The sequence below is a fragment of the uncultured Phenylobacterium sp. genome, from assembly GCF_902826855.1.
GTDB lineage: Bacteria > Pseudomonadota > Alphaproteobacteria > Caulobacterales > Caulobacteraceae > Phenylobacterium.
Window position 1 is genome coordinate 1 of sequence record NZ_CADEGK010000162.1, and the last position, 10,843, is coordinate 10,843.

General features: G+C 69.3%; 8 protein-coding genes and 1 tRNA gene. 3 read left to right on the forward strand and 6 right to left on the reverse strand.

All coding sequences use genetic code 11. From position 1 onward, the window contains the following. Positions 1 to 2,339: efflux RND transporter permease subunit (locus QZV94_RS18675; protein ID WP_293680257.1), on the reverse strand; the 2,339-nt coding region annotated here is incomplete at its 3' end. A 110-nt stretch (positions 2,340 to 2,449) separates the two neighbouring features. Continuing rightward, positions 2,450 to 3,517 (reverse strand): efflux RND transporter periplasmic adaptor subunit, encoded by a 1,068-nt coding sequence (locus tag QZV94_RS18680; protein ID WP_293680260.1) that lies wholly within the window; start codon positions 3,515 to 3,517, stop codon positions 2,450 to 2,452. A 250-nt stretch (positions 3,518 to 3,767) separates the two neighbouring features. Here QZV94_RS18680 and QZV94_RS18685 point away from each other — a divergent pair, with 250 nt between their 5' ends. Further along, the gene (locus tag QZV94_RS18685) at positions 3,768 to 4,208 is read left to right on the forward strand and encodes a VOC family protein (protein ID WP_293680263.1); all 441 of its coding nucleotides are present in this window, start codon (positions 3,768 to 3,770) and stop codon (positions 4,206 to 4,208) included. 146 nt (positions 4,209 to 4,354) lie between these two features. Here QZV94_RS18685 and QZV94_RS18690 read toward each other — a convergent pair whose 3' ends face one another. From QZV94_RS18690 to QZV94_RS18705, 4 genes are all read right to left on the reverse strand, one after another. Then, positions 4,355 to 5,137, reverse strand: a complete 783-nt coding sequence (locus tag QZV94_RS18690; protein ID WP_293680265.1) for an SDR family NAD(P)-dependent oxidoreductase — start codon at positions 5,135 to 5,137, stop codon at positions 4,355 to 4,357. A gap of 218 nt (positions 5,138 to 5,355) precedes the next feature. Further along, positions 5,356 to 5,934, reverse strand: coding sequence for a DedA family protein (locus tag QZV94_RS18695; protein ID WP_293680267.1), 579 nt, complete (start codon positions 5,932 to 5,934; stop codon positions 5,356 to 5,358). A 136-nt stretch (positions 5,935 to 6,070) separates the two neighbouring features. Beyond that, on the reverse strand, positions 6,071 to 7,849 hold the full coding sequence (locus QZV94_RS18700) for an amidohydrolase family protein (RefSeq protein WP_293680269.1): 1,779 nt from the start codon (positions 7,847 to 7,849) through the stop codon (positions 6,071 to 6,073). A gap of 243 nt (positions 7,850 to 8,092) precedes the next feature. Further along, a tRNA-Asn gene (locus QZV94_RS18705) sits at positions 8,093 to 8,168 on the reverse strand. A gap of 190 nt (positions 8,169 to 8,358) precedes the next feature. Between QZV94_RS18705 and QZV94_RS18710 the strand changes: the two genes are divergently transcribed. Both QZV94_RS18710 and QZV94_RS18715 read left to right on the forward strand, forming a co-directional pair. Beyond that, on the forward strand, positions 8,359 to 9,909 hold the full coding sequence (locus tag QZV94_RS18710; protein WP_293680271.1) for a molybdopterin-dependent oxidoreductase: 1,551 nt from the start codon (positions 8,359 to 8,361) through the stop codon (positions 9,907 to 9,909). A gap of 72 nt (positions 9,910 to 9,981) precedes the next feature. Next, the coding region (locus tag QZV94_RS18715) for an NAD(P)H-dependent oxidoreductase subunit E (RefSeq protein WP_293680273.1) at positions 9,982 to 10,843 on the forward strand (862 nt) is incomplete at its 3' end.

A 10,843-nucleotide genomic window follows, 5' to 3' on the forward strand; every position in this document is an offset into this window, starting at 1 on the left:
TCCAGCGCCGCGACGTTGCGGTCGATGGCCGGGAAGCGGACACGGATGTCCAGCTCATCCTCGGCGTCGTCGGGGCGGAACCGCCCCATCAGCACGCCGTCGGTGAGGAACTGGATGGTCTGGCCCACTGACAGCACGTCGACGCCGTAGCGGCCGGCGGCCTCGCGATCGACGGTCAGGTTCCACTCGATGCCGGGCGAGGTGCGGTTGTCCTCCAGTTCGATGAGTTCCGGGTCCTGGACCAGCTTGGTCTTCACCAGCTCCGCGGCGGCGTTCAGCGCGGCCGGGTCGTGGCTCTGCAGCTGGACCTGCACGTCCTTGCCCACTGGCGGGCCGTTCTGTGGGCCGCGGACCTCAAGTTGGAGGCCGGGGATTTCGCCCAGCTGCTTGCGCACGGCCTTTTCGAGATCCCATCCCGTCACCCCCAGGGCGTTGCGACCCTCGAAGTCGACAAAGTCGACGCGGACCCCGCCCACGGTGTCGTTCGGCGGGGAATTGGGGCCGCCGTTCGAGCTGAAGCCGCCGGAGCGGACGTAGAACGACTCCACGCCCTTAATGCCGGCCAGCCGCCGTTCGACCTGCTGGACCAGCACGTCCTGGGCCTCCGGCGAGAGGTTGCCGCGCGCCTTGACCCACACCTGCACGAACTCGGGGTCGTCGCTGAAGAAGAACTCGGTGCGGTGGTCGGTTTTGCCGAACCAGAAGATGATCGCGAAGATGATGACGACACCGCCGGCGAACGTGCGGGTCGGGTGGTGGGTCATCGCCGTGAGGCTGCGGGCGTACCAGCCCATGAAGCCCCGCATCTCGGTCGGGTCGCCGTGCTCCGACTTGGCGATCTCGGCGAGATGCGCCTCGTCCACGGCGGTCTTCCGGGCGAACAGCGACCCCAGCGCCGGGGTGAAGATCAGCGCTACGAAAATCGAGCAGCCCAGCACGAAGAACAGGGTCAGCGGCAGGAAGCTCATGAACTTCCCGGCGATCGAGTTCCAGAACATGAACGGCACGAAGGCGCAAAGGGTTGTCAGGGTGCCGTTGGCCACCGGCCAGAACATCCGCTTGCCGGCCGCGGCGAAGGCCTCCTGCTTGGTCAGGCCCTCGGCCATGCGGCGGTCGGCGTACTCCACCACCACGATGCCGCCGTCGACCAGGATCCCCACGGCAAGCACCAGCCCGAACATCACCATCATGTTCAGCGTGACGCCCAGGCCGTTCATGAGCAGGAAAGCCAGCAGGAAGCAGATCGGGATCGATGCGCCCACCATCAGCCCCTGCCGGATGCCGAGGCTTGCAACGATGATCATCATGACCAGCAGGCTGGCCATTATCAGCCCGCTTTCCAGCACCACCAGCGTGCGGCCGATGAAGTCGCTTTCGTCGTAGAGGAAGTCGAGCTTCACCGTGGAGGGCCACGTCTTGGCTTCCGCCAAGGTCGCCTTCTTCACGGTCTGCACGGTCTCGAGGATGTTGGCGCCGCCGCGCTTGGACACCTCCAGGATGAAGGCGGGCTGGCCGTTGAAACGGCTGATCGTGCTGGCCTCCTTGAAGGTGCGGCGCACGTCGCCGATGTCGCCCAGGGTGATGATCCGGTCGCCCGCCTTCTTGATCGGCAGGGCCAGGATGTCTTCCGGCTTCTCGACGACGCCCGGCACCTTGACCGCGAACTGGCCGACGCCGGAGCGCAGGTTGCCGGCCGGCACGAGCTGGTTGTTGCGGCCGATCACCTGGGCGATCTCGCCGGTGGTGACGTTGTAGGTCTCCATCCGCAGCGGATCGATGGTGACCTCCAGCACCTCCTCGCGGCCGCCCGCCATGAACACCTCGAGCACACCTTCGGTGCCCTCCAGGCGCTCCTTCAGCGCCACAGTCAGCCGGTGCAACTCGCGCTCCGGCGCGGAACCGGAGATCACGATGCCGATCACCGGCTCGCCCGAGAAGTTCTGCTCCTGGATGATCGGTTCTTCGGCGTCCGGCGGGAACTTGCCGCGGGCTATGTCGACCTTGGCGCGGACGTCCTGCAGCGCCTGGTCCTTGTCGAAGTCGGCCTCGAATTCGAGCGTCACCACGGCCGCGCCCTGCCGGGCCACGGCGTTCATCGACTCGATCCCCTCCATCGACTGGAGTTCGAGCTCCAGCGGCTTGACCAGCAGGCGCTCGGCGTCTTCCGGCGAGACCCCAGGGTAGGGGATCACCACCGAGATGTAGGGCAGGTCGATGTCCGGCTCGGATTCGCGCGGCATGGAGAGGTAGGCGAACAGGCCGAACAGGGCGGCGATGAGCGTCACGCCCAGCACCACCTTGCGCCGCTTGATGGCTCCGTCGATCAGCGGACCGATCATGTCTCTCTCCCTGAGCGCCTTCGGGCGAAGGAAACCGGCTCGCCGCCCGGAAGCGCTCAATCCCTACTGTTGCCGGCGCTCCGGAGAGCGCCGGTGGCGTGACCTCAGGCCTATGGGGCCTGGGCGACGCGAACCTTCTGGCCGTCGGCGACGAACGACTGCCCGACCGTGATCACGCGAACGGGGCCGCTGAGGCCAGAGACCCAGATTCCGTTGGGCGTCTCCTCCAGCACCGTCACCGGGGCGAAAGCGACGCGGTTATCCGACAGTATATACCGCACACCCTGGCGGCCGCGCGCGTCCAGCACGAGGGATGAAACCGGCACCACGTGTGCGGCCCCCGCCCCGGCGCCCACGCGCAGTTCCGCCGACAGGCCGGAGCGCACCGAGTTGCCCGGGTTCCGCACCGCGATTTCGAGGTGATAGGTGCGCGTCTGCGGATCGGAGTCGCGGGCGACGTAACGAACCCGCCCGCTCAGGACCTGGCCGCTGATCAGCGTAGCCTGGGCCGGCGCGCCGACGCGCAGCTTCGAGGCTTCGGTCTCCGGTGCGTCGGCCACGACCAGCAGCGGGTCGAGCTCGATCATGGTGCCGCAGGGTTGGCCCGGCGCGAGATAGGATCCAACTTCGGCGTCCCTGCGGTCGAACACGCCGGCGAATGGCGCGGTGATGCTCACCTGCGCCAGCGAAATCTCCGCGGCGCGCACCTGCGCCTGGGCGGCGTCGAGGTTGGCCTGCGCCTCCAGCACCTGGGTCGGCGAGCGATAGCCCTTCTGGGCGAGATCGGCGGCCGCCTTGCGCTGCAACTGCCGCATCGTGAACATCGCGCGCGCCTGATCCAGCCCGGCCTGTCGGGCGTCGACGGTGAGCCGGCACAGCACCTGGCCCTTGCGCACGAACGCCCCCTCTGCGGCGGGGGTCGCGGCGACCACGCCGGCGGTCTCTGAGCGGACCACGACGCTGCGCGCGGCCTCAGTGCGGCCGCGCATGACGACCTGGACCTGGCGAATCTGCTCCGGCGCCAGGGCGACCTGCACGCTGGGAGGCCCGCTCGCGGGCGGCGGGGCCTTCGCCTCGGCTTCCTTGTCACCCCCGCCGAACACCGTGCCCACCAGGAAGAACAGGAGGACGGCGCCAGCGACGGCGGCGACGAACAAATACTGAGGCCTCAGGCGCATTGCAGCTTCTATCCCCGGTCTTATCTGCGTACCCGAATTTCCGAAGGCACACTTGCGCCGACTTCACGCGGCTTGGGCGCCTTTTGATGCCGCCGTTATGCCAGCGCAAATGAAATTGCAGTCACGCTGGCGGATCTGACTAATCTGACGCATCGAACCAGGATCCTAGTAGGGGCGGGGCGCGGCGCGGGTCCCACCCTGAGTCACTTACGCGGTAAAAGCTAGCTTAGGTAGTTAAGGAACAGTCATCTTGCGATACCTACACACCATGGTCCGGGTGACCGACCTGAACGCATCCCTGGCTTTCTATTGTGACAAGCTGGGGCTTAAGGAAGTCTCCAGGGTGGAGAACGAGGGTGGGCGTTTCACCCTGGTGTTTCTGTGTGCCCCCGGCGACGAGGCCGCAGCCCGCGAGAATCGGGCGCCGACCGTGGAGCTGACCTACAACTGGGACCCCGAGGCCTACCAGGGCGGCCGCAACTTTGGCCATCTAGCCTACGCCGTCGATGACATCTACGCGACCTGCCAGCGGCTGAAGGACGCCGGCGTGGTGATCAACCGCCCTCCGCGCGACGGGCGCATGGCCTTCGTCCGCTCACCGGACAACATCTCCGTGGAGCTGCTGCAAGCCGGTCCGGCTCTGCCGCCGGCTGAGCCCTGGGCGTCCATGCCGAACGTGGGGGTCTGGTAGGTCCCGCGCCCGGCCTGGCGACGGCAAGCACCGGACGCCGGCGTCGCCGTCAGACCGCGCCAGCGATGGCGACTGCTTCCAACGGTGACGCCCAGCACGGGCTCAGACCTCGTGCGGACTTTGAGCCTGCGTGGCCTATGCACTCACTACGCTGGCGAATTGCGCCTTGGGCCCGCGCGGCCGGCCGACGATCCGCCGTCGCAGTGGATCATCTGGCCGTTCAGGAACTGGGCCGCGTCGGACGCCAGGAACGCGACCAGCTCGGCGACATCGGTCGGCAGGCCGGCCCGTGGATAGGGGGTCGTCGCGGTGGCCGCCGCGACGTTGTCGCCCAGGACGTTCAGCAGTTGCTCGGTCTGGATCACGCCCGGCAGGATGCAGTTGCTCCGAACGTTGTCGCGTCCGTACTGCACGGCCAGGTACTTGGTGAACGTCATCACGCCGCCCTTCGAGGTGCCATAGGCGACCAGGCCCGGCGAGCCGCTGGTGGCGGCCCCCGAGGCCATGTTGATGATCGAGCCGCCGCCGCCCGCGATCAGGTAAGGCAACGCCGCCTTGCTCGCCACGAACATGCTGCGCAGGTTGATCGTCATCGTAAGGTCCCAGGTCTCCAGCGTCGTATCGAGCACGCTGGTGTCACGGGACCAGGCCTCCGCGGTCATCGCGACGTTGTTGTGCAGCACGTCGATCTTGCCGAACTGCTTCAACGCGAATGCGATCACGGCCTCGATCGAGTCGGCGTCGGTGGCGTCGAATCGGACGGCCGCCGCTGCGGAGCCGATCTCCTGCGCGGCCGCCTCGGCGACGTCCAGGTCGCGATCGGCCAGGACGACGGCCGCGCCCTCCCGCGCCATGACCTCCGCAGTCGAGCGCCCGATTCCCCGCGCCGCGCCGGTAATCACCGCGACCTTGCCCGCCAGCTTCGCCATTCGACGTCTCCCCTTTCAACAAAGCGCTCTCACGCCCTTCGTCCAGCAGGCCTACTCGGCGAGACCGCCAGCGCCAAGAGCTGCCCGTCGCAGGGCCGGAACAAGATCAGCATCGCTAAGGGCAAGCGAGGCCGCGGAGCGATCCCACCGCCCGCTTCCCACCCACCACCGACGTTGTGAAGGTCCGCTGCCCGGCGGCGGGTGACACGTCCGTAGCTCTACTTCGCAGCCCCCGCCGCAGTCTTCCACACCCGCCAGCGCCAGATGCCGAGGCCCGCCGCGATGGCCACGACCACGGCCACAATGGCCACTGGCGCATGCGCCATCGCCCGCTCCAGCGCGTGCAGCACGGCCGGGCCGAACACATAGCCCACGGCCACGAAGACCGCCGCCCAGATTACCGCGCCGATGGCGTTCAGGATCGCGAACCGCACGGCGCCTAGGTCGCTCATGCCCACGGCGACCGGGGCGACGGCGCGCAGGCCGAAGAGGAAACGGAAGCTGAGGACGAACACCGTCGGGTGGCGCTCGATCAGCGCCAGCGCCTTGCCGAAGGCGCTCCGGGCCTTCATGCGGCGCACGAAGCCGATGCCCCGTGAACTGCGGCCCAGGAAGTGCAGCACCTGGACGAAGAGGGTGGAGCCCAGGGCCGCGGCGCCCACCACCAGATAGACCGGGATCAGCCCCTTGCGCGCCAGCACGCCGCCCGCGATCGCGGCCGTCATGCCCTCGATGCCCGCGCCCACCAGGATCGCGACCGGCCCAAACGCCGCCAGGTAGTGCTCAAGCTCAGCCACAGGGCATCAAGCCCGCGCGGCGGGACTGGTTCCATGTCAGCCCGAATGTCCCGCTGAACCCCACCTCTCGACTCGTCATCCCGCGGCTTCTCCGCGGGACCGATAGACTCCGTGATCGTGGGGTTCGCGCGCAGGGTTACTCCGCCGCGGTGGCGAAGGTGTTCTGGGCGATCTGGTTGTTGCGCAAGAGCTTGCCGGGGGTCGCGCCGGTGCAGTCGCCGTTCTCGAAGGTGACCTCGCCGTTGACGATGGTCCAGCGATAGCCTTCCGCCTTCTGGACGACGCGCCATTCGTTGGCCGGCAGGTCGTGCAGCACCTCGAACTCCCACTCCGGCGTGCGCTTCAGCGCGCCCATGTCGTAGACCACCACGTCCGCTGGCGCGCCCTCGCGCAGGAAGCCGCGGTCGGCGAAGCCCGCCGCCTGGGCCGGCAGGTAGCTCAGGTGGTAGTGCGCCTCTTCGAGCGAGATTTTCTTCTCGTCCCGCACCAGCCAGGTCAGGTAGTCGGTGGTGTAGGAGCCTCCCGCGAAGAACTTGGTGTGGGCGCCGCCATCCGACACTCCGGCCATGACGTACGGATCGCTCATCAGCGGCCCGACCATCTCGGCGTCGCCGCTGGTCGCCAGGCCCGAACGGAACAGGACGCGCAGCTTGCCCGCCACCGCGATGTCCAGCATCGCGTCGGTGACGTGCTTGTCCTCGTCCTCGGCTATGTCGGCGATCAGCCGGCCCAGGTATTTCTGGAGCTCGGGCGTATCCTCCGGCACGCTGACCACGGTCAGCGCCTCCGGCATCACCGTGTCGCCGACGGCGCGCAGCATGCGGTGCTGTTTCTTCATCGCCTCGCGCCGCACCGGATCGGCCAGCTTGACCAGCTTCTCCTCGAGCGACCCTTGCGTCGCCTCGTTCCAAGCCGGGCTGCAGTCGTAGAGGTTCCAGTCGGCCATGGAGAAGTTGAACCAGGCGCGGACGTTGAAGCCCTGGGCGTAGATCCGCAGGCCCTGTTCGTTGCAGCGGTGGATCCACTCCAGGCTCTTCTCGTGCAGCCAGGGCTTGCCGTCGACGGCCGCGATCACGTTGTAGAGGATCGGTCGCTGGGCGGTGCGGGCCAGGCGTTCGACGAAGGCGCGGTCCCGGTTCTTGCGCTCGCCTTCCTCGGTGTACATCGGGTCGCCGCCCTGGGCCTGGGTGATCTGGATGAAGCCCTCGTCGCGATCGCGCAGCACCTCGGCCAGGCACAGCACGTCCTCGTCGGCCATGGTGTCGGTCGGCATCGGGGTGCCGTCGACGTCGGCCTGCAGGGAATGCTCGCCCAGCCGCTGCAGCGAGAAGCCACAGGCGCCGGCGTCCATCGCCTCGTTCAGCAGCCGCTGCATCTCCTTGCGCTCGGCCGGCGTCGCCGGGCGCGACTTCGCCGCTTCCAGGCCCATGACGTAGACCATCAGCGGCGAGACCGGCACGTAGCTGACCACGTTCACGCCCTTGGGCAGGCGCTGCAGGGCGTCGAGCCATTCCGGCAGCGTCTCCCACGTGAAGGGCATGCCTTCCTTCATCGACTCGTAGGGGATCTGCTCGGTGCGGGTCATCATCAGGAGCGCGCGGTCGCGTTCGGCGGGCTTCACCGGCGCGAAGCCGAAGCCGCAGTTGCCCAGCACCACCGACGTCACGCCGTGCCAGCCTGAGATGGTGCAGTAGGGGTCCCAGTGGATCTGGGCGTCGTAGTGGGTGTGCAGGTCGACGAAGCCGGGCGCCACGATGCAGCCCTCGGCGTCCAGGACCCGCGTCGCCGTCGCCGTCTGGGGAATGCGCCCCAGCTTGACGATCCGGCCGCCTCTTATGCCCACGTCGGCGCGGTATCGGGGTAGGCGCGTGCCATCCACGACAGTGCCGCCACGGATGATGAGATCGTACTCCATCGACGCTTTCCTTCCGTTGGAACGTTCCTCCGCTGCGCTTTGGCAGTCTCTCTACTCGGTCACTCCTTGAAGCTTGCGCCCGGGCCCTAGCCGACGCAATGGCGCCCTCGGTGTTCGCGCGGAGCGCCGCTGGGGAGGCCGGGAGAGGGCGGTGCGGCCGCGAGACCTGGAGAGGCGTTGGACCCGCGAGCGCCCGCCATGGCCAGGCTCGCCGCGCCGAAATCTAGGGCTGAGGAGGTCTGATGGCTCCCGGAGCAGGACTCGAACCTGCGACAAGTCGGTTAACAGCCGACTGCTCTACCAACTGAGCTATCCGGGATCAGGCCATCAAGAGGCCGCGCGTATACGCCGCCTCGTGGGACCGCGCAAGCACTCGGGTCGAGAGGCCGCAGGGGGCGGAAAAAGAGCCCGACGCGAGCGCCGGGCTTTACTTAAGTTGGTGATGGTGGGTGTCTCCAGAGAAGACAATGGTGAAGCTCCGCTGATGTGGTTAAGGCGGCCTTAACGACATGGGCGCCGCCGGCCGCGAGGGGCTGGACGGGGGGCGCGGGGGTGCTCGGCGGGTCGTGGTGCACCCGCGCCGCACCGAGAGGGCGCAGGGCGCCGACCTGTGGTTGGGTCCCGATGTCGGTTCCGACATCGCGCTGGCCAACACCATGGCCCGCCACATCCTCCACCTCGGCCTGCAGCACCGCGCCTTCATCGAGCGCGCCACCGCCGGTTTCGACACCTTCGCGGCCTCGGTCGAGGAGTGGACGCTCGAACGGGGCGAGGCCGTGACCGGCGTACCGGGGTGGGCCATCGCCGAGCTGGCCGAGGCCTACGCCAGGGCCGACCGGGCGCAGCTGTGTTGGACGTTGGGCATCACCGAGCACCACAACGCCACCGACAACGTGCTGGCGTTGATCAACCTGTCGCTGCTGTGCGGGCACGTGGGTCGCTACGGCTCCGGTCTCAACCCGTTGCGGGGCCAGAACAACGTGCAGGGCGGCGGTGACATGGGCGCCATACCGAACCGTCTGCCCGGTTTCCAGGACCTGCGCGACCCCGAGGTGCTGGCCCGCGTCGGCGCACTGTGGGGTGCGTCGCTGCGCCCCGAGCCGGGTCTGCACCTCACCGCCATGTTCGAGGCGATGGGCGACGGCCGGCTCGGCGCGCTGTACGTGGTGGGCGAGAACCCGGCCCAGTCGGAGGCCGATTCGACCCACGCCCTGGAACGGCTGGCCGCGCTGGACCACCTGGTGGTGCAGGACATCATGCTGACCCGCACCGCGCAGCTGGCCGACGTGGTGCTGCCCGCCACCGCGGCGTGGTGCGAGGCGGAGGGCACGGTGACCAACAGCGAACGCCGCGTGCAGCGGGTGCGCAAGGCGGTCGAGCCCCCCACCGGGGCCCGGGACGACGTGGCGATCCTGTGCGAGCTGGCGGCGGCGTTGGGCCGACCGCTGTTCAGCGGGGTGCCCAGCGCGGCGGCGGTGTGGGAGGAGCTGCGCACGGTGTCGCCCATCCACGCCGGCATGTCCTACGAGCGGTTGGAGGAGCTCGGGGGCATCCAGTGGCCCTGCTTCGACGAGCACAGCCTGGAGCCGTCGTTCCTGCACGGTCGGCTGTGGGCGCTCGAGGAGGCCGAGCGCGGCCCCCGGGCCCCGTTCTCGGTGGTGCTCGACGAACCGCCGGTCGAGGCACTCGACGACGAGTTCCCCCTGCGGCTGACCACGGGGCGGCGGCTCGACTCCTACAACACCGGGGTGCAGAGCGGCGCGTTCGCCTCGCCGTTGCGGCGGGCCGAGACGATCGACGTCGGCCCCCAGGACGCCTCCCGCCTCGGGTTGCGCGAGGGCGAGGTGGTCCGGGTGCGGTCGCGCCGCGGCGCCATCGAGGCGCCGGTGCGCATCGATGCCGGCCTGCGGGCCGGCCTGGTGTTCATGACCCCGCACTTCCCCGACGACATCGACGTGAACGTCCTGACCATCGAGGCGACCGATCCGCGCTCCGGCACCGCCGAGTTCAAGGCGGCGGCGGTGCGCATCGAGAAGCTCGCCGCGGCCGCCACCGGCTGACCTACGGCGACCGACATCGCACCAGCCCGACCCACCGACCTACCAGACCACCAGACCACCAGACCGGACGGTATGGACCTCAAGCTGACCAGCATCGAACCGAGCCCCGCCGAACGGGCGGCCGTGGACGGCCTGCTCGGGCCGCCGGCGGGCGCCGCCGCGCTGCGGGCGGAACGCGGCGGTTCGGTGCTGCGGGCGCAGCGCCACCGGTTGCTGCCCGCGCTGTGGGCCCTGGTGGAGCGGGTGGGCCACATCAGCCCCGAGGGCCTCGGCTACGTCGCCCGCCGGCTCGGCGTGCCGCCGGCGGAGGCGTACGGCGTGGCCAGCTTCTACGCCATGTTGCCGCTGGCACCGATGCCGACCGCGCACGTCGCCCACGTCTGCGTCGATCTCTCCTGCCGGCTGGCGGGCGAACGCTCGGCCGAGCTGCGGGCCCGGCTGGCGGCGGATCCCGACACGACGGTGGTGGACAGCCCGTGTCTCGGCCTGTGCGAACGGGCGCCGGCCGCACTGGTGAGCACCCCGGGAGCTCCGCCGCAGCACCGGCTGGAGGCGGCGCCGCGCCGCGAGGTGGCCCAGCGGGGCGACGCGTCGCTGGTGCTGCTGCGCCGGGTCGATGTGGTCGATCCCACCGATCTGGACGCCTATCGGGCGCACGGCGGGTACGCCGCGCTGCGTCGGGCGTTCGACATCGGCCCGACCGAGGTGCTGCGGGAGGTGCTCGATGCCGGCCTGGTCGGGCGGGGCGGCGCCGCCTTCCCCACCGGCCGGAAGTGGCAGGCGGTGGCGGCGCAACCGGCGCGGCCCCACCACCTGGTGTGCAACGCGGACGAGTCCGGGCCGGGCACGTTCAAGGACCGGGTGTTGATGGAGGGGGATCCGTTCGCGGTGGTGGGGGCGATGACCATCGCCGGGTTCGCCACCGGCTGCGAGC